We start from the raw sequence: 25,278 nt of genomic DNA, 5'->3' as shown, positions 1-25,278 counted from the left end.
CGGGCAACAAGGGGGAAGTGATGAAGACCACGATCAAACGGGCGACGGTGGCCCTGGCGCTGGCGGGGGCGGCTTGGCCCGCGCTCGCCGCTGCGCAATCCGACGATCTGATTGCGCTTGGCAAAGACCAGCTCCGCACCGAACTGCTGAGCCGGCACGACGCCGCCGTCACAGCGATGGCGGCCACCGTCGGGGTCAATGATCCGCGCTATATCTGGGCGATGCAGGCCAAGGTCCAGTGCGGCATCGCGCTCGGCTTTCTGAAGAGCGGGACCAAGGATCCCGGCAGCATCCGCAAATGCGCCGATGCCTATGCCCGGATGCAGCAGGTGCCGATGGCGCCGGTGCCGATGGCGCCGCCCAGCACGGTAACGCCGGAGATCTGCCGTCAGCCGATCCTGGGGACGGTGTTCTTCGATTGGGACAGCGTCGCTGTGCCCGACAGCTCGATCCAGACGCTCCAGTTCGTCGCAACCAACATGGGACCGTGCGGCTGGACGGGTCTGAACCTGACCGGCCATGCCGACCGGTCGGGCAGCGATGCCTACAACGAGGCATTGTCGCTACGCCGAGCAGCGGCGGTGGCCGCAGCGCTGGCAAGCGCCGGGGTTTCGCCCGGCGTCGTAGCAACCAGCGGCAAGGGCGAAAGCGAACCGCGGGTGCCCACTGCAGACGGCATTCGCGAAGCACAAAACCGCCGCGTCGAAATCACCGCACGCTGAGCTTTCCATTCAATCGCGCCGGGGGCGAGATACCATGATTACGACCAAGACTTTTCTGAAGACCGGGCTGGCGGCGCTGCTGCTGGCCGGAACCGCAACCGGCGCGATGGCGCAAGGGGATGCGGCGATTTCGATGAAGGACGCGATCGCCGTCGCGATGGAGTCCAATCCCGAGATCGCGCAGGCGCAGATGAACAAGGAGGCTATCCAGTTCGAGCGCAAGCAGGCCCAGGGGCGCTATCTGCCGCAAGTCAACGTCGAGGGTTCCTATGGCGTTCGGCGGCTGGAGAACCGCACCCGTCGCACGCTGGGGATTGCCGACCAGAAGCTCTATCCGCTCGAAGGGCAGGCTTCGGCGACGTGGGACCTGATCGACTTCGGCAAGCGCCGCGGCGAACTGCTGCGCCAGGCGAGCCGGGTCGACGGAGCCTCGCTGCGGGTGCTCGAACGGTCCGAATTCATTGCGCTCCAGGTTTCGCGCCAGTATCTCAACGTCCTGCTCCAGCAGCGAATCTACGCCGCCAGCCAGGACAACACCGCGTTCCACCGGACGCTGGTGGCCGACCTGGGCACCGGGGTGAAGGAAGGCTCGATCTCGATCGCCGACCAGCAGCAGGCGCAGGAACGCCTCCAGGCCGCGATCGTGCGCGAGACCGAGGCCCAGCAGAGCCTCGATGACGCCAAGATCACGCTGCGCCGCCTGACCGGGCTGGACATCGAGCAGTACCAGATGCCCCCGGGCCTAGCCGCGCAAATGCCCGCTTCGGTCGACGAGGCGGTCGGCTTAGCCCGCACCAACAACCCGCTGGTCAAGGAGGCCGAAGCCGACGTCGATGCCGCCAATTCGCTCGCCAAGAGCGTCAAGGGCGAGCTCTACCCGACTATCGGCGTAGACATGACCGGGCGTTATGGCGATGACATCGACGGCTTCCGGGGCGTAACGAAGGACGTCACCGCGCGCGCCTTCATCAAGTGGAACCTCTATTCGGGCGGCATCCAGCAAGCCAAGTACGAGGAGCACGTCCGCCGCGCCAGCGAGGCCCGCTTCCGCCTCGACGAGACCAGCCGCGAGGCCGAGGAGGACGTGCGCACCGCGTGGAACGCGCTTAACGCGCAGACGCGGATTTCCTCGGAGCTTGAAACCCAGAGCAAGGTCAGCGACGACCTGCTGCTCAGCTACCGCAGCCAGTTCAATGTCGGGCGGCGCTCGCTGCTCGACGTGCTCGACGCACAGAACTCGCGCTATAGCGTGCAGACCCGGCTGGAGACGGCGCGTTTCAGCCAATTGTTCGCGCAGTACCAGACGCTGGCGGCGACCAACCGGTTCCTCACCGCGCTCGAAGTCGCGCCGGGCGAGGGCGCGGGCGAGAAGGAGCGCGAGCGCTTCAACTACGGCCCGCCCAAGGTCAGCGAGCGGCAATATCGAGAATATCCTAAGACCTCGCCGTTCTGAAGGCGTGGAGATCCTCCCAAGCAAGGGAGGCGGAGGGGTGACTACGCCGGCGTGGACATCCCTTCGTATGCGCTTCGCACTGTCACTTCGCCGTACCGGGGAGGGCCTCCATTTTCACGGTTAATCCCGTGGGAACCGAAGGGCTTATCGGCTAAGCAAGGCGCGGGACCGGTCGAAACTTGGACGAACGCGTGAACATCGAGACGACTCTGCCCAAGGCCCGTACCGCCGACCCGCTGGTCGCCTGCATCGGCGAACTGGCGGCGCGGTTCGGGGTGGCGTTCGCGCCGGGACTGCTCGGCGGCTTGGCGCTAAGCCGCGATGGGCGGTTGCCGTGGCACCAGGCCGCGCCCGCACTCGAGCTCCTCGGGCTCAACACGATCACCGAGGACCGCGCCAAGCTCTCGCGGCGGCCCGAGCCCTATCCCGCGATGGTCGCGCTGGGCGAAGGCCCGGTGGTGGTCCACGAGGTGCGCGACGGTCAGGCGCTGGTCTGGCGGCCAGGCACCGGTGCCGCGGCCTGGGAGCCGTTCGCCGATCTCGCCGCTGCGTTCACCGGCCAGGCGCTGGCCGTCACCGGCGATCCCCAGGCACTGCGCGATGCCAGCCAGCCGTGGCATCGCCGCGCCCGCGAGCACTGGTTCTGGAGCGAGATCGCCCGCGACCGCCGCAAGTTCGCGCCGGTGCTGGTCGCCACCTTCATCGTCAACCTCCTCGCGCTGGCGCTGCCGCTGTTCTCAATGAACGTCTACGACCGGGTCATCCCCAACCGCGCCGAATCGACGCTGTGGGTGCTGGCGCTCGGCGTCGGCGTGGCCTTCGCGCTCGAGTATGCGCTGCGCCGCGCGCGCACCGAAGTGCTGGACCAGATCGGCCGCGACCTCGACCTGCGGCTCAGCCAGAAGATCTATTCGAAGATCCTCTCCGCCCCGCTGGCCGAGCGCAAGGGCCACACCGGCAACCTGGTGGCGCGGGTCAGCGAATACGCGATTGTCCGGGATTTCTTCGCCTCGACCACGATCGTGCTGATCATCGACATGGGGTTCCTCGCGCTATTCGTAGCGATGATTGCCTACATCGCCGGGTGGCTGGCGATGGTCCCGATATTGGCGATCATCGTCATGGGCCTCGCCGGCTGGCGGCTCCAGCGCAAAGTGATCGCAGCCGCGCGTGATGCCCAGGCCGACTACGGCTTGCAGCAGACCCTGCTGGTCGAATCGATTGCCGGGATCGAAACGCTCAAGAGCGTCGCGGGCGAGGGCATGATGCTGGGCCGCTGGCGGCGGCTGGCCGAGATCGGCAGCGGCTCGCAGCAAAAGCTCAAGGACATTTCGAGCACCGCTGTGAGTCTCGCCTCGAGCTTCCAGCAAGTCTCCAACATCGCGCTGATCGTCGGCGGGTATTACCTCTTCGCCAACGGCAGCATCACGATGGGCGCGATCATCGCGATCGTCATGCTCTCGTCGCGCAGCCTCGCGCCGGTCGGCCAGTTCGCGTTCCTTCTGACCCGCGGCCAGCAGGCCCGCCAGACGCTCGATTCGATCCAGCGGCTGTGGGACGGCGGCGACGAACGGCGAATGGGCAGTTCGGCGATCACGCCGGAAGTACGCTCGGCCCGCATCCGCCTGGAGGCGGTCGACTTCACCTATCCCGAAGCCTCCGCCGCCTCGCTCTCGGGCATCGACGTGACGATCGAGCCGGGCGACCGGATCGCGGTCATTGGCCGGGTCGCCTCCGGCAAATCGACGCTGGGGCGGGTGCTGTGCGGGCTCTATCAGCCAACCGGGGGGCAGATGCTGCTCGACGGGATCGACAGTCGCCAGTTCCGCCCGCAGGATGTGCGCGGCGCGTTCCGCTTCGTTGCGCAGGACAGCGACCTGTTCTCGGGCAGCGTGAAGGACAACCTCTCGCTCGGCGCCGGGCAGGCCAGCGACGACGAACTGCTCGATGCGCTGCGCACCGTCGGGGCCGATCAGTTCCTCGCGCGCGATGCCGGCGGGTTCGACCGCGCGGTGGGCGAGCACGGCAGCCGCCTGTCGGGCGGGCAGCGCAGCTTCCTCACGCTCGCCCGCGCCTTCGTCTCGCCCGCCAAGCTGATCTTCCTCGACGAACCCACCGGCGCGATGGATTCGCAGACCGAGAAACTTTTCGTCGAGCAGTTGTCCCGATCACTGACACCAGCCCAGACGCTGGTTATTTCGACCCATCGACCGGCGCTTTTCTCGCTGTGCAACCGCTTGATCGTGCTCGACAAGGGGCGCATTGTGGCGGACGGGCCGCGAGACCAGATAATCGCAACTGCCGGACTAGGACTCGGAGGCGGCGGAAAGCCGTAGGCCCAATGCACGATGCAACCGTTCTCGAATTCGGCGGGGAGACGCCATTCGCCGATACCCGGGCTCCGGCCCAGCGGCGCATCCGGTTGATCGCGATGGTGGCTGTGCTCGCGCTGGTCGCGTTGGCGACCGCCGAGATGCTTAGCGGAAGTGGTTTCGCGGGGCTTAGGAAAGCGCTGGGGCTGTTTGCGCCGGGCCAGACTTCGGCGACGGTGCGGGTCAATCTCGAAGCCCAGCGCGCGGTGGCCAAGCTGACCGAGGGCGCCCAGGCTACGATCGTGGTGCAGGGCGAGGCCGCCAAAGAACGCAACGCGCTGATCCCCTTGTCGTCGGCGCCGCTCCAGCAGGCACGCTCGTTCCTGATCTCCAAGGCGGTGGCAGGATCCGGCGCGGGGCCGATGGGCAACGCGCTGACCTGCCTGACCCAGGCGGTCTATTACGAAGCCGCCAACGAGCCGATGACCGGCCGCCGTGCGGTGGCGCAGGTCGTGCTCAACCGGATGCGTCATCCGGCATATCCCAAGTCGGTCTGCGGGGTGGTCTACCAGGGCTGGGAGCGCACTACCGGGTGCCAGTTCAGCTTCACCTGCGACGGTTCCTTGCTGCGTCATCCCGCGGCGCGTTCATGGGCCGAGGCGCAAGACGTCGCACGCGCCGCGCTGTCGGGCTACGTCGAGCCGAGCGTGGGTACCGCGACTTTCTATCACGCCGATTACGTGCTGCCCAAGTGGGCGTTCACGCTCAACAAGATCCAGCAGATCGGCGCGCACATCTTCTATCGCTTCCCCGGCGCGTGGGGCAATACCAGCACGTTCAACGGCGGCTATAGCGGGGTCGAGCGGATCCCCGATGTCAACTATGCGCTGCTCCAGGCGCGGCTGAATTCGGAGGCCGCGCTGGGCGGGGCCGGGCTGCCCGCGGACATCATCATCCCGCCTGATCCGACCGACCGCCGTACCGCGACCGACGTCGGCGGGCGGATCAATCCGCTCAAGCAATGGCGGCTAAACATTCCCGCGCCGGGCGAGTCCGACAGCCATTACCAGGCGGCGCTCGACGATCAGGACGTGACCGACGGCCCACTGCCGATCAGCAACTCCGCCGCCAGCGCGAGTGAATGAACCTCTGAAACCGCAAGCTCGAGCCCCCGGCCCGCTGATGAGCGGGAAGGTTTTCGCTCAGGCCTATTGGCGAGCACGATTCTGACATGACCAGTATCCGCGACACCTGGGAAGACTGGGATGCCAACCGCAAGCTGATTGCGATTTCGGCGATCGGCATTCTCGTCTTGATCCTGTGGGCTGCAATCGCGCGGGTCGATGAGGTCACCCGCGGGATGGGCAAGGTCATCCCATCGAGCAAGGTCCAGCTCGTCCAGGCCGCCGAGCCCGCCACGGTTGCCTCGATCCTCGTCCGCGCCGGGCAGACGGTGAAGCGCGGCCAGTTGCTCGTGCGGCTCGACGATTCGCAGTCGTCCTCCGCACTCGGCCAGCTCGAAACCGAGAACCAGCGCCTCGCCGAACGCGCAGCGCGGCTGCAGAACGAGGGGACCGGCGGCGGCTCCGGTTCGCTCAACGCCGACGAGGCGGCACTGTCCGCAGTCCGTCAGGCAACGGCGCGTTCCAAACAGTCGGCACTCGCCGCCGCGGTCGAGCAGCGCCGCCGCGATCTGAGCGAGGGCGAGGCGACCGCCGCCGCGCTCGAGAACAGCGCGCGGCTCGCCCAGGACCAGGTCAACATGCTCGCGCCGCTCGCGGCCAAGGGCATTGTTCCGCAGACCGAGCTGCTAAGCGCGCAGCGCGAACTGGTCGATGTGCGCGGGCGTCTGGCGGCGGCGCGCCAGGGCACCGCGCGCGCCGCCGCCGCGATCCAGGAGGCGCAGTCGCAGCTCAGCGAGGCGCGCTTCGATTTCCGCCAGCAGGCACTTAACGAGCGCAGCGAGGTCACCACCAAGATCGCGGTCAACGAGCAGACGATCCGCGGCGCCGCCGCCCGGCTCAACCGCAACGAACTGCGCGCACCGGTGGCGGGAATCGTCAACGACGTCCAGGTCACCACCGTCGGCGGGTTCGTCAACGCCGGGCAGAAGATAATGCAGGTGGTGCCGATCGGCGAGAAGCTGCTGATCGAGGCCCGCGTTGCGCCCAAGGACATTGCCTTCATCAAGACCGGCGACCGCGCCAACGTGAAAGTCACCGCCTACGATTTCTCGATCTACGGCGGCCTGCCCGGCGCGGTCCGCCAGATCAGCGCCGACAGCATTTACGACGAGGCCGAAAAGCAGGCCTATTACACCGTGATCGTCGAGACCGACCGCAGCTATATCCTCAGCCGCGGCAAGCGTCTGCCGATCGTGCCGGGGATGATCTGCGACGTCGAGATCATCACCGGGCGCAAGAGCGTGCTGACCTACCTGATGAAGCCTGTGCTCAAGGCCTTCGGCGAGGCGATGACCGAGCGCTAGATGTGGAGCCTCAACAGGTTGTTCACCGGCTGACCCAGTCGGCTGATGGGCGGGTTGGATTGTAGACTACCGTGAGGTCGATGCCAGTTGTAGTTGTGGAGCCAGGGTTCAAGCGCCTGTTTTCGGTGTTCCGAGGTAGGATAGGCTCTGGCGTAGGCCCATTCGCGCAAGCTGGTTTGGATGAAGCGTTCGGCCTTGCCATTGGTCTTGGGGGTGTAGGGTCTGGTTCGGATGTGCTTGAGGCCAAGTGCCTTGCAGGCATCGCGGAATGCGTAACTTCGGTAGCACCCACCGTTGTCGGTCATGACGCGGGTGACGGTGACTCCGAGGCTGCGATAGTATTCGATTGCCGCGTAGAGGAAGGCGACGGCGCTTTGCTTCTTCTCGTCGCGGTGGATCTGGCTGAAGGCGATGCGTGAGGCATCGTCGATACAGACGTGGACGAACTCCCAACCGGCACCATATCTCTCGCCAGCGCGATAGCCACGGGTGTTGCTCTGTCGGGTCCGGTCGCCGGTGATACGGTGTCCGATGCTCTCGAAGCGGCCGAGCTTCTTGATATCGATGTGGATCAGCTCACCGGGATGGGCCCGCTCATAGCGGTGTACCGGTACTGGCGGATCGAGGTCGCGCATGCGGCTGAGACGGACTTTGCGTAACACCCGGCTGACGGTAGCAGGCGAGACCGCAAGCATTCTGGCAATCTGCTTGCCGGTGATGCGCAGCCGGCGCTGCGCGATGATCTCGTCGATGATATTGGCCGGCGTGGCGCCGGGAAACCGGCGCGGACGCGAGCTGCGATCGGCTAGACCGGCCTCGCCTTCAGCCCTGTAGCGCGCCAGCCACTTGGCGACGGTTCGCTCCGAGACCCCCAGGGCGGTTGCAACCGCCCTGGGGGTCTCGCGCAGCACCATTATGCGCCGCACGATCTCGGCTCGACTGAAAGGCGTGGTTCGGGCATTCTTGTGGATGTTCATCCGGTCATTCCTTCAGTGCTGACGTGTTGCAACATCAGTCTGACCGGATCACACCGGATGAACAACCTCCTGAAAGCTCACAGCTAGAGCCCTTCCCGGTTGGGTAGACTCGCCGTGATTGCCCTGTGAAGGTTCGCGCGGAGGCGCGGCGTGCGGCGCGGGCTGGTTGCCGGTGTAAGCGTCGCGACGCTCCTGCGCGCCTTCACAGGGCAACCCTTCGGGGCGGGCCGCTTTTGGCCCATTGCTTCTTTGCGAGCCAAAAGCACTTCGGGTCACGATGCGTCGGCATCGCTCCCTCCGCGCGCCTTGCACTGGGCCAAAATCGGCTCCGTGACGGCGGGCCTACCCAACCGGGAAGGGCTCTGAGGTTAACCGGCGCGCGAAAGCACCGGTTTATCGCGAACAAGCAAATCGCACATTGTCTATGATATAGGTAGATATAAGTCCGAAGCCGCAATGGAGGCTTCGATGGCAGCGATTCCCCCTACCCGACAGCTTGAAGACCGAGGGCACCCAGGCGTTTGCCCAGCCTGTGCTCGACGCGGTGACCGAGGCGATTGGGCGGCTGCGCTTCGGCACGGTTCAGCTGGTGGTGCACGAAGGCAAGGTCGTCCAGCTCGACGTCACCGATCGCATCCGCTTCCGCTGAGCCGCGCTTTCCGAACCGATGTTCCCTGGGGCCGGCGCGCGCATTCGCCGGTCCCGACCTGAACCGAACTTCCCGCCAAATGCCGCAGACCGGACCGCCGGATGCAGCCCATCCCTGCACAAGGACCTGGAATTCATGCCTTCGTTCGTCCGCGCCAGTCTCTTCGCCACCGCTTCGCTGTTTCCGCTGACCGCCCTTGCCGCCGAGACGGATGCAGCGCCGGTCGCCGCCGTGTCTGCGGAAGTCGCCGCCGATGAAGGCGATGCCCCTGCCGCGACCCAGTCCAGTTCGGTCGGCACCGGTGCCAAAGATCAGGGCGAGGACATCGTCGTCACCGCCCGGCGCCGCAACGAAACCTCGCAGGAAGTGCCGCTCGCGATCTCGGTGGTCGGCGGCGAGCACATCGACAACACCGGCAGTTTCAACGTCGGCCGCCTCCAGCAGCTGACCCCCACGCTCCAGTACTACTCGTCCAACCCGCGCAACACGACGCTGTCGATCCGCGGTATCGGCGCGCCGTTCGGGCTCACCAACGACGGCTTCGACCAGGGCGTGGGAATCTACGTCGACGACGTCTACTACTCGCGGGTCGCGTCCTCGACCTTCGACTTCCTCGACGTCGCCCAGATCGAGGTGCTGCGCGGGCCGCAGGGCACGCTCTATGGCAAGAACACCACCGCCGGCACGATCAACATCACCAGCCGCCAGCCGACCTTCGATTTCGAAGGCCGCGCCGAGGCGTCGATCGGCAACCTCGGGTTCAAGCAGGTCAAGGCCGCGATCTCCGGTCCGTTGAGCGAGACCGTGGCGGCGCGCTTCGCGCTGTCGGGGACCAGCCGCCAGGGCACTCTGTTCAACGTCTCCAGCGGCAACCACGTCAACGAACAGGACAACATCGGCTTCCGCGGCCAGTTGCTGTGGAAGCCGAGCAGCGACCTCCAGGTCCTGCTCTCAGGCGACTTCAGCCGCCAGAACCCCGAATGCTGCGCCACCGTGTTCGTCCGCGCGCGCGCCACCCAGCGCCCGCTCAACCGCCAGTACGCCGCGCTCTCCGCGGCACAGGGCTATGCCCCGCCCAGCACCGATCCGTTCGACCGCCTGACCGACGTCGACGCCGATCTCAACGCCGGCAACAAAATCGGCGGCGTCGGCCTCAGGATCAAATGGAACGTCGGCCCGGGCACGCTGACCTCGGTCACCGCGTGGCGCTTTTGGGACTGGCAGCCGGCCAACGACCGCGACTTCACCGGGCTGCCGATCACCACGCTGTCGCAGAACCCCTCGCAGCAGAACCAGTATACCCAAGAGTTCCGCTACAACTACACCAGCCGCAAGCTCGATTTCGTGCTCGGTGCATTCGCCTATCACCAGACCGTGCGCACCCAGGGCACCGAGCAATTGGGCAGCGCGGCGAGCCGCTGGCTGCTCAACCCCGGCAACGTCGCTGCGGGGTCGAGCGGATGCGGGCCGAGCGCCTCGAACCAGCTTGCCTGCGATCCCACCGTGCTCGCCGGGACGACCGCGTTCAACACGATCAACCTCGACAACACCAGCGCCGCGCTGTTCGGCCAGGTCGGGATCAAGCTGACCGACAAGCTGACGGTCCAGCCGGGCGTCCGCCTCAACTACGACAAGAAGGACGGCCTCTACGAACGCAAAGTGTTCGATGGGCAGGGCAACCCGGTGTTGTTCGTCAACCCCGCCACTGGCCTGCCGATCACCGACATCCGCACCGCCGCGCGGCGCGACAACCTCACGCCGCAGCGGATCGAGCCGAAGTTCAGCGACTGGAACTTCAGCTACGACCTCAACCTCAGCTACAAGATCGCGCCGGATGTGCTCGCCTACGCGACCTATGCGAAAAGCTTCAAGCCGGGCGGGATCAACCTCAACGGCGTACCCAACGACGCCGCCGGGAACCCGCAGGTCCAGGTCGCCGCGATCAAGCCCGAATCGGTCAATCACTACGAAGTCGGGATCAAGTCGTCGTTCTGGGATCGCCGCGCGATCCTCAACCTCGCCGCGTTCCGCACCGACATCCGCAACTTCCAGGCGCTGGTGAACAGCGGCGCGGTCAGCACCACCCGCGGCTATCTCGCCAACGCGCAGGAGGTCCGCACCCAGGGGATCGAACTCGAGGGATCGCTGCGCCCGAGCGAACGCTTCAACACCTACCTCAGCGCCGCCTACACCGACGCCAAGTACGTCAAGTTCACCGGCGCCCCGTGCCCGCCCGAGCTGTCTGGCGGCAGCGCGGATTGCCGCGGGGCAGACCCCCAGCGCGCCGGGCACCCCCGGCGGCATCAGCCCCGCCAGTTGCGACATCTCGGGCCAGCGCCTGCCCGGCGTGTCGAAGCTCAGCCTGTCCTACGGCGCGGAGGGCAACGTACCGGCCACGCTGTTCGGCAAGGACGGCCAGGTCTATCTCGGTCTCGACGGCAACTACCGGACGCGGTTCTCGTCGAACCCGAGCCCTTCGGCCTATACGAACATCAAGGGCTATGCGCTGACCAACTTGCGTCTCGGCTTCCGCGACGACAGCGGATTCAACGTGTTCGGCTGGGTCCGCAACGCGTTCGACACGCACTACTTCGAACTGCTCCAGGTCGCGCCGGGCAGCACCGGCCTGATCGCCGGCAACCCGGGCGATCCGCGCACGTACGGGCTGACGATCAAAGCGGAGTTCTGAGCTCACGATCCCGGGCGCTCAGACAGGGTAACGCGCGAGGGGGAGGCCCGGTCTGGCGCGAACGTTTCGTTAAGCAAACAAATGTTATGGGCGGATCATGCGCGATACGCCGCCCGTGCCACGCCAGGAAGTCCGCCTGCCGGTCGACCTGAAGTCGCGCGTCCGCACCCGTGGCATGAAGATCCGGGATGTCGCGCTGTCCGACATTTCTGCCGCCGGCTGCTGCATCGCGATTGCCAGTCACTATGTCGAGGTAGGCCAGAACATAATAATCCAACCCGATACGCTCGAAGGGCTGCAGGCCCGGGTTTGCTGGGTTGGAGACCACAAAGCGGGGCTAGAATTCGCACGCCCACTCTATCCCGCGGTGGTCGAGCACCTCCACAAAACCAACCGCGCCCGCTTGATGTTCTGAACTGCGCGCGGCGACTGATAGCCTAAGGGCCTAAGGGCCTAAGGGCCTAGGGGCCGAATGGCTCGAGTTGGCGCGGCCGGACGTTTCGCTGACGGGGCAAGCGCTGCTGCACTACTTGACCTCACCGGCAAATGCGCCTAACGGCCCGCTTATCCGAACCGGGGTTCGCCTCGAATCGGATAGATAGAGCTGAACATTGCCGGTGCGTGTGGAGGGCCCTGGGGGCGGCGGTTGCTGCATTCCATAGGGTCTTTTTCTATTGGACGGACCTCACCCTAACCGGTGCCGGGTCCACCCTTTGCATAATCCGTCAGAGTAACCCGGCGCCGCGGCGCGGGGTGGAGCGTTTCAGTTCGCTGCCCTGGCCTCCCGGCGCTCTGCCCGGCGGCCGTCCGTCTCGCCTCCGGGCCGGGACGTCGGTTGCGAACCGCGAACTTCTTCACCTTGCGCCACGCGCCTCGAACAAGGTGAAGGGCTTTCATGCCGACGATTAACCAGCTGGTCCGTAAGGGCCGCGTGCCCCAGAAGGTCAAGTCCAAGGTTCCGGCCATGGAGCAGAACCCGCAGAAGCGCGGCGTCTGCACCCGCGTCTATACCACGACCCCGAAGAAGCCGAACTCGGCGCTGCGCAAGGTCGCGAAGATCCGCCTGACCAACCAGCGCGAGGTCATCTCCTACATCCCCGGCGAGGGCCACAACCTGCAGGAGCACAGCGTCGTGCTGATCCGCGGCGGCCGCGTCCGCGATCTTCCCGGCGTGCGCTATCACGTGCTGCGCGGGGTGCTCGACACGCAGGGGGTCAAGGACCGCAAGCAGTCGCGCTCGAAGTACGGGGCCAAACGGCCGAAGTGACCTGGCAGCCGAAGGTGCTGGGTCATCCTGAAATCGTTTCAGGATCCATGGCGCCGCAAGCCCAGGTTTCGCCGGAGTAATCGGAGTTTGCCGCCCGATGGACCCTGAAACAAGTTCAGGGTGACGGGGCAAATTCAAGCAAAGGAAGTTCGTGCCATGTCACGTCGTCGTCGTCCCGAGAAGCGGGAAATCCTGCCCGATCCCAAGTTCAAGGATCAGATCCTGTCCAAGTTCATGAACAACCTCATGATGGACGGCAAGAAGTCGGTCGCCGAGGGGATCGTCTATGGCGCGATGAGCACCATGGAGACCCGCGCCAAGGCCGATCCGATCCAGTTGTTCCACGATGCCTTAAACAACGTGAAGCCGCAGATCGAGGTCCGTTCGCGCCGCGTCGGCGGGGCGACCTATCAGGTTCCGGTCGAAGTGCGGCCCGAGCGCGCGCAGGCGCTGGCGATCCGTTGGCTGATCACCGCGGCGCGCAACCGTTCGGAAACGACGATGGCGGCGCGCCTCTCGGGCGAGCTGATGGACGCCGCCAACAACCGCGGCAACGCGGTCAAGAAGCGCGAAGATACCCACCGCATGGCCGACGCCAACCGGGCGTTCAGCCACTACCGCTGGTAATCGTTACGCCTGCAACTATCTAGGGGAGGGCCGGCGCGATCCCGGCCTCTCCGCACATCAAGGAATTCGACATGGCACGCGGCCACCCGCTCAGCATGTATCGCAATATCGGGATCATGGCGCACATCGACGCCGGCAAGACCACGACCACCGAGCGCATCCTCTATTACACCGGCAAGTCCTACAAGATCGGCGAGGTCCACGACGGCGCCGCGACGATGGACTGGATGGAGCAGGAGCAGGAGCGCGGGATCACGATCACCAGCGCGGCAACCACTTGCTTCTGGAAAGATCACCGGATCAACATCATCGACACTCCCGGCCACGTCGACTTCACCATCGAAGTCGAACGCTCGCTGCGCGTGCTCGATGGCGCGGTGGCCTGCTTTGACGGCGTCGCCGGGGTCGAGCCCCAGTCGGAAACCGTCTGGCGCCAGGCCGACAAGTACGGCGTGCCGCGGATGTGCTTCATCAACAAGCTTGACCGCACCGGCGCCAACTTCAAGTACTGCGTTCAGTCGATCATCGACCGTCTCGGCGCCAAGCCCGCGGTGCTCTATCTCCCGATCGGTCTCGAAGCCGATCTCAAGGGCTTGGTCGACCTGGTCGAGAACCGCGCGATCATCTGGAAGGATGAAGCGCTGGGTGCCGAGTTCTTTTACGAAGACATCCCCGCGGACATGGCTGATGAAGCTGCCGAGTACCGCAACGCGCTGATCGAGCTCGTCGTCGAACAGGACGACGACGTCATGGAGCAGTACCTCGATGGCAACGAGCCCGATGTGGCGACGCTCAAGGCGATGATCCGCAAGGGCACGCTCAACCAGTCCTTCGTGCCGGTGTGCTGCGGCTCGGCGTTCAAGAACAAGGGCGTCCAGCCGCTGCTCGACGCGGTCGTCGATTACTTGCCGTCGCCGCTCGACATCCCCGACGTCCAGGGCGTCAAGATGGACAGCGACGAGAAGGACAGCCGCCCACCGACCGACGACGCGCCGTTCAGCGCGCTCGCGTTCAAGGTGATGAACGATCCGTTCGTTGGCAGCCTGACCTTCATCCGCATCTATTCGGGCACGCTCACCAAGGGCACCTACCTGAACTCGGTGAAGGACAAGAAGGAGAAGGTCGGTCGCATGCTTGAAATGCATGCGAACGAGCGCAAAGATGTCGACGAGGCGTTCGCCGGCGACATCATCGCGCTGGCCGGCATGAAGGAAACCACCACCGGAGACACGCTGTGCGCCGAGCGCCAGCCGATCGTGCTGGAGCGGATGGAATTCCCCGATCCGGTGATCGAGCTGTCGGTGGAGCCCAAGACCAAGGCCGACCAGGAGAAGATGGGCGTCGCGCTCAATCGCCTGTCGGCCGAAGATCCCAGCTTCCGCGTCTCGACTGACCACGAATCCGGTCAGACGATCATCAAGGGGATGGGCGAGCTCCACCTCGACATCATCGTGGATCGCATGCGTCGCGAGTTCAAGGTCGAGGCCAACGTCGGCGCGCCGCAGGTGGCCTATCGCGAGTATCTCGCGAAGCCGGTGGACGTCGACTACACCCACAAGAAACAGTCGGGTGGTTCGGGCCAGTTCGCGCGGATCAAGTTCAAGCTGACCCCGGGCGAGCGCGGCTCTGGCATCGTCTTCACCGACAACATCAAGGGCGGCAATATTCCCAAGGAGTATATCCCCTCGGTCGAGAAGGGGATGCGCGAGACCGCCGAATCCGGATCGCTGATCGGTTTTCCGATCATCGATTTCGGGATCGAGCTGTACGATGGCGCCTACCATGACGTCGACTCATCCGCCTTGGCGTTCGAGATCGCGGGCCGGGCAGGCATGCGCGAGGCTGCGCAGAAGTCTGGCATCAAGCTGCTCGAGCCGATCATGAAGGTGGAAGTCGTCAGTCCCGAGGAGTACCTGGGCGACGTCATCGGCGACATGAACAGCCGTCGCGGCCAGATCCAGGGCACCGATACCCGCGGCAACGCCCAGGTGGTCGAAGCGCTGGTGCCGCTGGCCAATATGTTTGGTTACGTCAACCAATTGCGCTCGTTCACGCAAGGCCGGGCGAACTACTCGATGTTCTTCTCCCACTACGACGAGGTGCCCGCGAATGTGGCCGCCGAGGTCAAGGAAAAGCTCGCCTGACGGAGAGCAGGGTTCAAGGAGAAGCTTGCCTAAGCGCAGGCATCGTTCTAGGGGCGGCGCCTGATTCAGGTGGGGCGCCGTCTCCTTCCGAAAAATCACATCAAGCGAAAAGAAGGTTTGGACAATGGCTAAGGCTAAATTCGAGCGGACGAAGCCGCACTGCAACATCGGCACGATTGGTCACGTCGATCATGGCAAGACCACGTTGACCGCGGCGATCACCAAGGTCCTCGCCGAAACCGGCGGCGCAACCTTCACCGGCTATGCCGACATCGACAAGGCGCCCGAAGAGCGCGAGCGCGGCATCACCATCTCGACCGCTCACGTCGAGTACGAGACCGCCAACCGCCACTACGCACACGTCGACTGCCCGGGTCACGCCGACTACGTGAAGAACATGATCACCGGTGCCGCCCAGATGGATGGCGCGATCCTGGTCGTGAACGCCGCCGACGGCCCGATGCCGCAGACCCGTGAGCACATCCTGCTCGCGCGTCAGGTCGGCGTGCCGCAGCTGGTCGTGTACATGAACAAGGTCGACCAGGTCGACGACGCCGAGATCCTCGAGCTGGTCGAGCTGGAAATCCGCGAGCTGCTCAGCTCGTACGGCTTCGATGGTGACAACATCCCCGTCATCCCGGGTTCGGCTCTCGCCGCGCTCGAAGGCCGCGACGACAACATCGGCAAGGAATCGATCTACGCGCTGATGAAGGCCGTCGACGAGTTCATCCCGCAGCCGCCGCGTCCGACCGACAAGCCGTTCCTGATGCCGGTGGAAGACGTGTTCTCGATCTCCGGCCGCGGCACCGTCGTGACCGGCCGTGTCGAGACCGGGATCGTCAAGGTGGGCGAGGAAGTCGAGATCGTCGGCCTCAAGGACACGCGCAAGACCGTCGTCACCGGCGTCGAAATGTTCCGCAAGCTGCTCGACCAGGGCATGGCCGGCGACAACATCGGTGCGCTGGTTCGCGGCGTGGGCCGTGAAGAGGTCGAGCGCGGGCAGGTTCTCTGCAAGCCCGGCTCGGTCACTCCGCACACCGAATTCAACGCCGAGGTCTACGTCCTGTCGAAGGACGAAGGCGGCCGTCACACGCCGTTCTTCGCCAACTATCGGCCGCAGTTCTACTTCCGCACCACGGACGTCACCGGCGAGGTCATCCTCCCCGAGGGCACCGAGATGGTGATGCCGGGCGACAACGTCACGATCGGCGTCAAGCTGATCGCGCCGATCGCGATGGACCCTGGCTTGCGCTTCGCCATCCGCGAAGGTGGCCGGACCGTCGGTTCGGGGGTTGTCAGCTCGATCTCGAAGTAATATAGGCCGCGCTCCGCCGGGGGATAACCAGATTCGTTCTGGCCCCCGGCGGTCGTTTTTTGTGGAGTGCCCAATTCTCGAAAGAGATATGGGGACGTTAGTTTGCTCTTTCTCATCGGTAGTTGGACATGGAAGCCCAGAATATCCGCATTCGCCTCAAGGCGTTCGATCACCGCGTGCTCGACCAGGCGACTGGCGAAATCGCGGACACCGCGCGCCGCACCGGCGCAATGATCCGGGGCCCCATTCCGCTGCCGACGAGGATCGAGAAATTCACCGTGAACCGCGGACCGCACATCGACAAGAAGTCGCGTGAGCAGTTCGAGGTCCGCACCTACAAGCGGCTGCTCGATATCGTGCAGCCCAACGCCCAGACCGTAGACGCGCTGATGAAGCTCGATCTGGCCGCTGGCGTGAACGTCGAGATCAAGTTGGCGTAAGCCGATTAGACCAATACCTCCCGGCTTCGGCCGGGGCTTCGCGATGCAGATCGCGCGGACATAGGGATACCTCCGGCGGTTCTTCGGAACGGTTTGCCGGGCAAGCGTCCCCCGTCTCGCCTCTCCCAACCCGAACAGGGCGGGAGAAGCACTCAGCCCGGACGGGGCTCGCTCACAAATGGGTTGAACACGCCTGGCGGATGGTCCGCCAGGCCTCTGTAGGAGATTGATCATGCGCACTGGCGTGATCGCGAAGAAGGTGGGGATGACCCGCCTGTTCCAGGAAGACGGGCGGCACGTGCCGGTTACCGTGCTTTCGCTGGAAGATTGCCAGGTGGTTTCGCACCGCACCACGACGCGTGACGGATACGTCGCGGTCCAACTCGGTGCGGGTTCCGCCAAGCAGAAGAACGTCGCCAAGCCGCAGCGCGAGCATTTCGCTAAGGCCGAAGTCGAGCTCAAGGCGCGCGTCGCCGAGTTCCGCCTCGACGATGAGGCGGCGCTGCTCCCGGTCGGCGCGACGATCACCGCCGATCACTTCCTCGCCGGCCAGTTCGTCGACGTCAGCGGCCACACCCAGGGCAAGGGCTTCCAGGGCGGCATGAAGCGTTGGGGCTTTGGCGGCATGCGCGCCACCCACGGCGTTTCGATCAGCCACCGCGCGCTCGGCTCGACCGGGCAGCGCCAAGATCCGGGCAAGGTCTTCAAGAACAAGAAGATGGCCGGTCACATGGGCGACAAGCAGCGCACCCAGCAGAACCTCGAGATCGTCCGCACAGACGTGCCGCGGGGACTTCTCTTCGTGAAGGGTTCGGTCCCGGGCGCGAAGAACGGCTGGCTGCTGGTCCGTGACGCGGTCAAGCTGCCCGCTCCCGAGGGGCTGCCGTTTCCCGGCGCGATACTCGAGAAGAAATCTTCGCACCCCGAGCACGAGGAAGCGCCGGCCGGGATGGTCGAAGCTGCCGCCGAGCACGAGGTCGATACCGGCCCGACCACTGAGGAAGCCGCCGCGCTGCTCGCCGAGCAATCTGCCGGTGCGCCGACCGACACCGAGATCGAAGCCGAACAGGCACCTGACGGCGATGCTGCCACCGACACTGACGGTAAGGAGGGCTGAACATGAAGGTCAAGGTCCTCAACCTCGACGGCTCCGCCGCGAAGGGCGACGTCGAACTGTCGGATGCGGTGTTCGGCATCGAACCGCGCGCCGACATCCTGCACCGGGTCGTCACCTGGCAGCTCGAAAACCGTCGCGGCACCGCCCGCGGCGCGCGCGAGCGCAGCGACGTGGCCCGCACCGGCAAGAAGTTCGGCAACCAGAAGGGTGGCGGCACCGCCCGTCACGGCGATCGCGCGGCCCCGATCTTCATTGGCGGCGGCAAGGCGCACGGGCCTCGCGTCCGTGACTTCGACCCTTCGTTGAACAAGAAGATCCGCGCGCTCGGCCTGAAGATGGCGCTGTCGTCGAAGGCCAAGGACGGTCTCGTCATCGTTGACAGTCTCGACGTGAAGGGCGCCAAGACCAAGGCGCTGTCCGAACAGCTGGCCAAGGCCAACTGGGGCCGCAAGGTGTTGGTTATGGACGGTGATGCGGTCAACGAGACTTTCGCGCTGGCTTCGCGCAACATCGTCGGGGTCAACGCGATGTCGGCCGCTGGCGCCAACGTTTACGACATCCTGAAGCATGACACGCTGGTGCTGACCCGCGCCGCTGTCGAAAAGCTGGAGGCGCGGTTCAATGGCTAAGAAGCCAACCAAGACGGGCGGCGCCATCGACACGCGTCACTACGACGTGATCGTCGGCCCGCACATCACCGAAAAATCGACAATGATGTCCGAAAACAACGCCGTAGTCTTCAAGGTCGCCCCCAAGGCGACCAAGCCGGAGATCAAGGCCGCGGTCGAGGCGCTGTTCTCGGTCAGCGTGGTGGGCGTCAACACGCTCGTCCAGAAGGGCAAGACCAAGCGTTGGAAGGGTAAGCCCTACACGCGCTCGGACATCAAGAAGGCGGTGGTCCGTCTGGCCGAGGGCCAGTCGATCGACGTCACCGAAGGCGTACGGGGCTGATCCGATGGCACTGAAAAACTACAACCCGACCAGCCCCGCCCGGCGCGCGCTGATCCTCGTCGACAAGTCGGCGCTGTGGAAGGGCAAGCCCGTCAAGGCGCTGACCGAAGGCAAGCGCAAGACCGGCGGCCGCAACAACAAGGGCCACGTGACCTCGCGCGGAATCGCCGGCGGCCACAAGCAGAAGTATCGCACGATCGATTTCAAGCGGCGCAAGTGGGATGCCCCGGCCACGGTCGAGCGGCTCGAGTACGATCCCAACCGCACCGCGTTCATCGCGCTGATCAAGTATGCCGATGGCGAGCTGGCCTACATCCTTGCGCCGCAGCGTCTGGCCGAAGGTGATACCGTCGTTGCGGCCGAGAAGACCGACGTGAAGCCAGGCAACGCGATGCTGCTCAGTCAGATGCCCGTCGGCACAATCTGTCACAATGTCGAGATGAAGCCCGAAAAGGGCGGTCAGATCGCGCGCTCGGCGGGGACTTATGTCCAAGTCGTCGGGCGCGACCGCGGTCTTGTAATCGTCCGTCTCAACTCGGGCGAACAGCGCTACTTGCGCGGTGATTGCATGGGCACGGTCGGCGCGGTCTCGAACCCCGACAACCAGAACCAGAACTTCGGCAAGGCCGGGCGCACGCGCTGGCAAGGCCGTCGCCCGCTGACCCGAGGCGTCGCCAAGAACCCGGTCGATCACCCCCATGGCGGCGGCGAAGGCCGTACCTCGGGCGGCCGTCATCCGGTCACCCCGTGGGGTAAGCCGACCAAGGGCGCCCGCACCCGCAACAACAAGCAGACGGACAAGATGATTATCCGTTCGCGTCACGCCAAGAAGAAGAGGTAAGCGAGACATGGCTCGTTCCGTCTGGAAAGGTCCGTTCGTGGACCTCCACCTCCTGAAAAAGGCCGAGACCGCGCAGGACGCCAATCAGCGTACGCCGATCAAGACCTGGTCGCGCCGGTCGACCATCCTCCCGCAGTTCGTCGGGCTGAGCTTCAACGTCCACAACGGGCGCAAGTTCATCCCGGTGTCGGTGAGCGAGGACATGGTCGGGCACAAGCTGGGCGAGTTCGCCCCGACGCGCACTTTCCCCGGCCACGCGGCGGACAAGAAGGGCAAGCGCTGATGAGCAAGCCCAAATCCCCCCGCCGCGTCGCGGACAACGAGGCCCTGGCGGTCGGTACCACGATCCGTGGGTCGGCGCAGAAGCTCGGCCTGGTTGCGGCGCTGATCCGTGGCCGCAAGGCCGAGGACGCGATGAACATCCTGTCATTCTCGACCAAAGGGATGGCCGTGGATGCGCGCAAGGTGCTCGCCTCGGCGATCGCCAACGCCGAGAACAACCACAACCTCGATGTCGACGCGCTGATTGTCGCCGAGGCCAGCGTCGGCAAGTCGATCACGATGAAGCGTTTCCACACCCGCGGTCGTGGCAAGTCGACGCGGATTCTCAAGCCGTTTAGCCGCCTGAGAATCGTCGTGCGCGAACACACCGAAGCCGGGGAGGCCTGAGCCATGGGTCACAAGAGCAATCCAATCGGCCTGCGCCTGCAGATTAACCGCACCTGGGACAGCCGCTGGTACGCCGAAGGGCGCAACTACCAGCAGATGCTCAAGGAAGACCTGGCGATCCGCAAGTTCATCGTCGAATCGCTGCCCCAGGCGGCGATCTCCAAGGTGGTGATCGAACGGCCGGCCAAGAACTGCCGGGTCTCGATCTACGCAGCCCGTCCCGGGGTGATCATCGGCAAGAAGGGCGCGGACATCGAAAAGCTGCGCTCGCAGCTCGCCAAGATGACGCCGAGCGACGTCAAGCTCAACATCGTCGAAATCCGCAAGCCCGAGATCGACAGCAAGCTCGTCGCGCAGGGCATCGCCGATCAGCTGATCCGCCGGATCGCCTTCCGCCGCGCGATGAAGCGCGCGATGCAGTCGGCGATGCGGCTGGGCGCAGAGGGGATCAAGATCACCTGCGGCGGGCGTTTGGGCGGCGCGGAGATCGCGCGCGTCGAATCGTATCGCGAAGGCCGGGTTCCAGCGCACACCCTGCGCGCGCACATCGATTATGCCGAGGCCGAGGCGCTGACCGCCTACGGCATCATCGGGATCAAGGTGTGGATCTTCAAGGGCGAGATCCTCGGCCACGATCCGATGTCGCAGGACCGCCTGATGATGGAAGCCCAGACCTCTGGCGTGCGGCCTGCCGCCGACCGCCGCGGTTAAGGTAACAAGAACATGCTGCAACCGAAAAAACATAAGTTCCGCAAGGCTTTCAAGGGTCGGATCAAGGGCGACGCCAAGGGCGGCACCGATCTGAACTTCGGCTCGTACGGCCTCAAGGCGCTGGAGCCGGAGCGGATCACCGCGCGTCAGATCGAAGCGGCCCGCCGCGCCATCACGCGTCACATCAAGCGCCAGGGGCGGTTGTGGATCCGCATCTTCCCCGATGTGCCGGTGTCGAAGAAGCCCGCCGAAGTCCGCCAGGGCAAGGGCAAGGGCGCGGTCGAATACTGGGCGGCGCGGGTCAAGCCGGGCCGCATCCTGTTCGAGCTCGACGGCGTTGCCGGCCCGCTCGCGGCCGAGGCGTTCAGCCGCGCGGCGATGAAGCTGCCAATCAAGGTCAAGGTGGTCGCCCGCCTTGGCGACACTTCGCACCTGGGAGCGGAATGATGCCGGGCAAGAATTCCGGAAAGTTCGAAGACATGCGGACCAAGACCGAGGACCAGCTCTCGGAGTCGCTCCACGAGCTGAAGCGCGAGGCGTTCAACCTGCGCTTCCAGGCCGCGACCAACCAGCTCGAGCGTCCGGCGCGGATCAAGGAAGTCCGTCGCGACATCGCCCGGATCAAGACGCTGCAGACCGAGCGCGCTCGCGCCTCGGCGGCGAAGTAAGGACAGCACGATGCCCAAGCGAATTCTGGTCGGGACCGTGGTTTCCGACAAGCCCGACAAAACCGTGGTGGTCAAGGTCGAGCGCAAGGTGAAGCACCCGCTCTATGCGAAGATCATCCGCCGCTCGAAGAAGTACCATGCGCACGACGAAGACAACGCGTTCAAGGCGGGTGAGACCGTGCGGATCGAAGAGACCGCGCCGATTTCCAAGCTGAAGACGTGGAAGGTCGTCGACCGCGTGCAGGCCGGCAAGGCCGCCGCCGTCGAAGCCGACGTCTGAGCAGTTAGCAACAAGTTTTTGGAACTACCGGGACTTGTCCCGGCAAGCCGTTGAGAAGGAAGCGGATCGATGATCCAGATGCAGTCCCAGCTCGACGTCGCGGATAACAGCGGCGCCAAGCGCGTCCAGTGCATCAAAGTGCTGGGCGGATCCAAGCGGCGGGTGGCCGGCGTCGGCGACGTGATCGTCGTCTCCGTCAAGGAGGCGCAGCCGCGCGCCCGCGTCAAGAAGGGCGACGTTCACCGCGCGGTGATCGTGCGGACCCGCAAGGACGTGCGCCGCGCCGATGGCAGCGTGATCCGCTTCGACACCAACGCCGCGGTGCTGATCAACAAGAACGAGGAGCCGATCGGCACCCGTATCTTTGGCCCGGTGGTGCGCGAACTGCGCGGCCGCGGGTTCATGAAGATCATCAGTCTTGCGCCGGAGGTGCTGTGATGGGTGCCGCCAAGATCAAGAAGGGCGACAGCATCGTCGTCCGCTCGGGCAAGGACAAGGGCCGCACCGGCACCGTCCTGCAAGTGATGCCCAAGGACGGCAAGGTGCTGGTCGAAGGCGTCAATGTCGCCGCCCGCCACCGCAAGCCGAGCCAGGCGAACCCACAGGGCGGGATCGACCGGCTGCCCGCGCCGCTGCACATTTCCAAGGTTGCGCTCGCCGATCCCAAGGACGGCAAGCCCACGCGAGTCCGTTTCGAGACCAAGGACGGCAAGAAGCTGCGCGTCGCGGTCAAGAGCGGGGAGACGATCGATGGCTGATAAATACACGCCGCGGATGCGGACGAAGTACGACCAGGAAATCGTCAAGGCGATGACCGAGCGCTTCGGCTACAAGAACGCGATGGAAGTGCCCCGGATCGAGAAGGTCACGCTCAACATGGGCGTGGGCGAAGGCACCCAGGACAAGAAGAAGGTGACCACCGCGGCCACCGAGATGGGTTTGATCGCCGGGCAGAAGCCGGTCGTGACCATCGCCAAGAAGTCGGTCGCCCAGTTCAAGCTGCGCGAAGGCATGGCGATCGGTTGCAAGGTGACCCTGCGGCGCGAGCGGATGTACGAGTTTCTCGACCGCCTGATCACCGTCGCGATGCCCCGCATCCGCGATTTCCGCGGGCTCAACCCCAAGTCGTTCGACGGCCGCGGCAACTATGCGATGGGTCTCAAGGAACAGATCGTGTTCCCCGAGATCAGCTATGACCAGATCGAGAAGGTGCGGGGCATGGACATCATCGTGACCACCACCGCCAAGACCGACGACGAGGCGCGCGAACTGCTCCGCCTGTTTGGTTTCCCATTCCCGCCGGAGGCTTCTGAAGAGAAGCAGGCCGCCTGATAGAATCGAAGAAGAGAGCTTAAGTCCATGGCGAAACTGAGTTCCATCAACAAGAACGAGCGGCGCAAGAAGCTCGTGAAGAAGTACGCAGCGCGGTATGCTTCGCTGAAGGCCAAGGCCGACGACAAGTCGCTCGACGAGACCGAGCGGCTGATGGCGCGCCTGAAGCTGGCGGAAATTCCCCGCAACGGGAATCCCACCCGCGTGCGCAACCGCTGCGCCACCACCGGCCGCCCCCGCGGCGTCTACCGCAAGTTCGGCCTCAACCGGATCGAGATCAGGAACCTTGGCAACAAGGGCATGATCCCCGGTCTGACCAAGTCGAGCTGGTGAGGATCACAAGATGGCTTTGACCGATCCCCTGGGCGATATGCTCACCCGTATCCGCAACGGCCAGCAGGCGAAGAAGGACAGCGTCCTTTCGCCGGCTTCGAAGCTGCGCGCCCGCGTGCTCGAAGTGCTCCAGCGCGAGGGTTATATCCGTGGCTTCAGCGAAGACGCGACCGGCACCCACCCGGCGCTGCGCATCGAGCTGAAGTATTTCGAGGGCCAGCCCGCGATCAAGCACGTGGCTCGCGTCTCCAAGCCCGGGCGCCGCGTCTACTCGGGTTCCAAGGAACTTCCGGTGGTCCGCAACGGCCTGGGCATCACCATCGTCTCGACCCCGCGCGGCGTGCTTTCGGATGCCGAAGCGCGCGCCCAGAACGTCGGCGGCGAAGTGCTCGCGGAGGTATTCTGATGAGCCGCATCGGTAAAAAGCCGGTGGCGATCCCCAGCGGCGTCACCGCTTCGATCGAAGGCAAGACGCTTTCGGTGAAGGGCCCCAAGGGCACGCTGACCCTCGGTCTGCGCGACGAGATCGCCTATGCCGTCGAGGACGGCCAGATCTCGGTCAAGCCCGCCAACGACGGCAAGACCGCTCGCGCGTTCTGGGGGATGCAGCGCACGCTCGTCTCGAACCTGATCGAAGGCGTGACCAACGGGTTCACCAAGACGCTCGACATCACCGGCGTCGGCTATCGCGCGCAGTCGCAGGGCAAGACCCTGAAGCTCCAGCTCGGCTACAGCCACGACGTGAACTACGCCGTGCCCGAGGGCATCGAGATCAAGACCCCGGACAACACCACGGTCGAGATCAGCGGGATCGACAAGCAGAAGGTCGGCCAGGTTGCCGCCGAGATCCGCCGCTGGCGCAAGCCCGAACCCTATAAGGGCAAGGGTATCCGCTATCGCGGCGAGTACATCTTCCGCAAGGAAGGGAAGAAGAAGTAATGGGCAAGCTCACCGTTTTCGACCGCCGCCGGCGGCGGGTCCGCACCACGCTCAAGGCGCGCGCCGGGGGCCGTCCGCGGCTGTCCGTGCACCGTTCGGGCCGTCACATCTACGCCCAGATCATCGACGACGCGAAAGGCCACACCCTGGCCGCAGCATCGACGGTCGGCAAGGCCGGGTCGGACAAGTCCGGCGCGAACATCGCGGCGGCTGCGGACGTCGGCAAGGCGCTGGCCGAGGCTGCGACCAAGGCGGGCGTGACCAGCGTCGTGTTCGATCGCGGCGGTTTCCTGTTCCACGGTCGCGTCAAGGCGCTGGCCGATGCCGCCCGCGAAGGCGGGCTGGAGTTCTGAT

The 25,278-nt window shown here is 65.1% G+C and carries 30 protein-coding genes and 1 pseudogene; 30 read left to right on the top strand and 1 reads right to left on the bottom strand.

All coding sequences use genetic code 11. The features are described from left to right. Nucleotides 1-20 precede the first annotated feature (20 nt). The 5 genes from GKE62_RS07085 to GKE62_RS07065 all read left to right on the top strand — a co-directional run bounded on the left by GKE62_RS07085 (nt 21) and on the right by GKE62_RS07065 (nt 6,975). On the top strand, nt 21-722 hold the full coding sequence (locus GKE62_RS07085) for an OmpA family protein (protein WP_154691639.1): 702 nt from the start codon (nt 21-23) through the stop codon (nt 720-722). 34 nt (nt 723-756) lie between these two features. Then, a complete protein-coding gene (locus GKE62_RS07080) occupies nt 757-2,175 on the top strand; it encodes a TolC family protein (RefSeq protein ID WP_154691638.1) in 1,419 nt (472 codons plus the stop codon). A gap of 191 nt (nt 2,176-2,366) precedes the next feature. After that, nucleotides 2,367-4,511, top strand: coding sequence for an ATP-binding cassette domain-containing protein (locus GKE62_RS07075; protein ID WP_230206973.1), 2,145 nt, complete (start codon nt 2,367-2,369; stop codon nt 4,509-4,511). A gap of 5 nt (nt 4,512-4,516) precedes the next feature. Beyond that, complete coding sequence (locus GKE62_RS07070; RefSeq protein ID WP_230206972.1) at nt 4,517-5,632, top strand: cell wall hydrolase; 1,116 nt, start codon at nt 4,517-4,519, stop codon at nt 5,630-5,632. Nucleotides 5,633-5,718: 86 nt separating this feature from the next. Beyond that, nucleotides 5,719-6,975, top strand: coding sequence for an HlyD family type I secretion periplasmic adaptor subunit (locus GKE62_RS07065; RefSeq protein ID WP_154691637.1), 1,257 nt, complete (start codon nt 5,719-5,721; stop codon nt 6,973-6,975). On the opposite strand, the gene GKE62_RS07060 is transcribed toward GKE62_RS07065, so the two are convergent. Further along, the gene (locus tag GKE62_RS07060; RefSeq protein ID WP_154691636.1) at nt 6,972-7,952 is read right to left on the bottom strand and encodes an IS481 family transposase; all 981 of its coding nucleotides are present in this window, start codon (nt 7,950-7,952) and stop codon (nt 6,972-6,974) included. The two genes, GKE62_RS07065 and GKE62_RS07060, sit on opposite strands and share 4 nt — an antisense overlap. 496 nt (nt 7,953-8,448) lie before the next feature. Here GKE62_RS07060 and GKE62_RS07055 point away from each other — a divergent pair, with 496 nt between their 5' ends. The 25 genes and pseudogenes from GKE62_RS07055 to rplR all read left to right on the top strand — a co-directional run bounded on the left by GKE62_RS07055 (nt 8,449) and on the right by rplR (nt 25,277). Then, on the top strand, nt 8,449-8,601 hold the full coding sequence (locus GKE62_RS07055) for a YezD family protein (RefSeq protein WP_154691635.1): 153 nt from the start codon (nt 8,449-8,451) through the stop codon (nt 8,599-8,601). A 135-nt stretch (nt 8,602-8,736) separates the two neighbouring features. After that, nucleotides 8,737-11,290, top strand: a pseudogene (locus GKE62_RS07050) (TonB-dependent receptor). Nucleotides 11,291-11,387: 97 nt separating this feature from the next. Beyond that, entirely contained in the window at nt 11,388-11,705 is a 318-nt protein-coding gene (locus GKE62_RS07045) for a PilZ domain-containing protein (RefSeq protein ID WP_154691634.1), read from the top strand. Nucleotides 11,706-12,185: 480 nt separating this feature from the next. Beyond that, complete coding sequence (gene rpsL, locus GKE62_RS07040; protein ID WP_068072878.1) at nt 12,186-12,557, top strand: 30S ribosomal protein S12; 372 nt, start codon at nt 12,186-12,188, stop codon at nt 12,555-12,557. A 156-nt stretch (nt 12,558-12,713) separates the two neighbouring features. Next, nucleotides 12,714-13,184 carry a 30S ribosomal protein S7 gene (rpsG, locus tag GKE62_RS07035; protein ID WP_154691633.1) on the top strand — a complete coding sequence of 157 codons (471 nt, stop codon included), beginning with the start codon at nt 12,714-12,716 and terminating at the stop codon, nt 13,182-13,184. Between the two features lie 71 nt (nt 13,185-13,255). Next, complete coding sequence (gene fusA / locus GKE62_RS07030) at nt 13,256-15,328, top strand: elongation factor G (protein WP_154691632.1); 2,073 nt, start codon at nt 13,256-13,258, stop codon at nt 15,326-15,328. 124 nt (nt 15,329-15,452) lie between these two features. Continuing rightward, nucleotides 15,453-16,643, top strand: a complete 1,191-nt coding sequence (gene tuf, locus GKE62_RS07025) for an elongation factor Tu (RefSeq protein WP_154691631.1) — start codon at nt 15,453-15,455, stop codon at nt 16,641-16,643. A 128-nt stretch (nt 16,644-16,771) separates the two neighbouring features. Beyond that, nucleotides 16,772-17,083, top strand: coding sequence for a 30S ribosomal protein S10 (gene rpsJ / locus GKE62_RS07020; RefSeq protein WP_154691630.1), 312 nt, complete (start codon nt 16,772-16,774; stop codon nt 17,081-17,083). A 232-nt stretch (nt 17,084-17,315) separates the two neighbouring features. Continuing rightward, nucleotides 17,316-18,200, top strand: a complete 885-nt coding sequence (rplC, locus tag GKE62_RS07015; protein WP_154691629.1) for a 50S ribosomal protein L3 — start codon at nt 17,316-17,318, stop codon at nt 18,198-18,200. Between the two features lie 2 nt (nt 18,201-18,202). Beyond that, a complete protein-coding gene (gene rplD, locus GKE62_RS07010) occupies nt 18,203-18,829 on the top strand; it encodes a 50S ribosomal protein L4 (protein WP_154691628.1) in 627 nt (208 codons plus the stop codon). After that, nucleotides 18,822-19,151, top strand: a complete 330-nt coding sequence (locus tag GKE62_RS07005; RefSeq protein ID WP_154691627.1) for a 50S ribosomal protein L23 — start codon at nt 18,822-18,824, stop codon at nt 19,149-19,151. The genes rplD and GKE62_RS07005 overlap by 8 nt, the downstream gene beginning before the upstream one ends. A 4-nt stretch (nt 19,152-19,155) precedes the next feature. Beyond that, nucleotides 19,156-19,992, top strand: a complete 837-nt coding sequence (gene rplB / locus GKE62_RS07000; RefSeq protein WP_154691626.1) for a 50S ribosomal protein L2 — start codon at nt 19,156-19,158, stop codon at nt 19,990-19,992. Between the two features lie 7 nt (nt 19,993-19,999). Further along, the gene (rpsS, locus tag GKE62_RS06995; RefSeq protein WP_154691625.1) at nt 20,000-20,275 is read left to right on the top strand and encodes a 30S ribosomal protein S19; all 276 of its coding nucleotides are present in this window, start codon (nt 20,000-20,002) and stop codon (nt 20,273-20,275) included. Next, nucleotides 20,275-20,661: a 50S ribosomal protein L22 gene (gene rplV / locus GKE62_RS06990; RefSeq protein ID WP_154691624.1), complete on the top strand. Its 387-nt coding sequence runs from the start codon at nt 20,275-20,277 to the stop codon at nt 20,659-20,661. Before rpsS ends, rplV begins: the two co-directional genes overlap by 1 nt. Nucleotides 20,662-20,664: 3 nt before the next feature. Next, nucleotides 20,665-21,372: a 30S ribosomal protein S3 gene (rpsC, locus tag GKE62_RS06985; protein ID WP_154691623.1), complete on the top strand. Its 708-nt coding sequence runs from the start codon at nt 20,665-20,667 to the stop codon at nt 21,370-21,372. Nucleotides 21,373-21,384: 12 nt separating this feature from the next. Next, a complete protein-coding gene (gene rplP / locus GKE62_RS06980) occupies nt 21,385-21,819 on the top strand; it encodes a 50S ribosomal protein L16 (RefSeq protein ID WP_154691622.1) in 435 nt (144 codons plus the stop codon). After that, a complete protein-coding gene (gene rpmC / locus GKE62_RS06975) occupies nt 21,819-22,040 on the top strand; it encodes a 50S ribosomal protein L29 (protein WP_154691621.1) in 222 nt (73 codons plus the stop codon). Before rplP ends, rpmC begins: the two co-directional genes overlap by 1 nt. Before the next feature lie 10 nt (nt 22,041-22,050). Next, nucleotides 22,051-22,320 (top strand): 30S ribosomal protein S17, encoded by a 270-nt coding sequence (gene rpsQ, locus GKE62_RS06970; RefSeq protein WP_154691620.1) that lies wholly within the window; start codon nt 22,051-22,053, stop codon nt 22,318-22,320. Between the two features lie 69 nt (nt 22,321-22,389). Further along, nucleotides 22,390-22,758 carry a 50S ribosomal protein L14 gene (gene rplN, locus GKE62_RS06965; RefSeq protein WP_154691619.1) on the top strand — a complete coding sequence of 123 codons (369 nt, stop codon included), beginning with the start codon at nt 22,390-22,392 and terminating at the stop codon, nt 22,756-22,758. Next, the gene (gene rplX / locus GKE62_RS06960; RefSeq protein ID WP_154691618.1) at nt 22,758-23,078 is read left to right on the top strand and encodes a 50S ribosomal protein L24; all 321 of its coding nucleotides are present in this window, start codon (nt 22,758-22,760) and stop codon (nt 23,076-23,078) included. Before rplN ends, rplX begins: the two co-directional genes overlap by 1 nt. After that, nucleotides 23,071-23,652, top strand: coding sequence for a 50S ribosomal protein L5 (gene rplE, locus GKE62_RS06955; RefSeq protein WP_154691617.1), 582 nt, complete (start codon nt 23,071-23,073; stop codon nt 23,650-23,652). The genes rplX and rplE overlap by 8 nt, the downstream gene beginning before the upstream one ends. 27 nt (nt 23,653-23,679) lie before the next feature. Continuing rightward, nucleotides 23,680-23,985 (top strand): 30S ribosomal protein S14, encoded by a 306-nt coding sequence (rpsN, locus tag GKE62_RS06950; RefSeq protein WP_154691616.1) that lies wholly within the window; start codon nt 23,680-23,682, stop codon nt 23,983-23,985. 10 nt (nt 23,986-23,995) lie between these two features. After that, nucleotides 23,996-24,391, top strand: coding sequence for a 30S ribosomal protein S8 (gene rpsH, locus GKE62_RS06945; protein WP_154691615.1), 396 nt, complete (start codon nt 23,996-23,998; stop codon nt 24,389-24,391). Then, nucleotides 24,391-24,924 (top strand): 50S ribosomal protein L6, encoded by a 534-nt coding sequence (gene rplF, locus GKE62_RS06940; RefSeq protein ID WP_154691614.1) that lies wholly within the window; start codon nt 24,391-24,393, stop codon nt 24,922-24,924. The genes rpsH and rplF overlap by 1 nt, the downstream gene beginning before the upstream one ends. Then, entirely contained in the window at nt 24,924-25,277 is a 354-nt protein-coding gene (gene rplR, locus GKE62_RS06935) for a 50S ribosomal protein L18 (protein WP_154691613.1), read from the top strand. Before rplF ends, rplR begins: the two co-directional genes overlap by 1 nt. Nucleotide 25,278: the final 1 nt, after the last annotated feature.

This window comes from Novosphingobium sp. Gsoil 351 (assembly GCF_009707465.1).
Lineage (GTDB): Bacteria > Pseudomonadota > Alphaproteobacteria > Sphingomonadales > Sphingomonadaceae > Novosphingobium.
The sequence above is the reverse complement of the archived record's forward strand: the minus strand, read 5'-3'. Positions and strand labels throughout refer to the sequence as shown.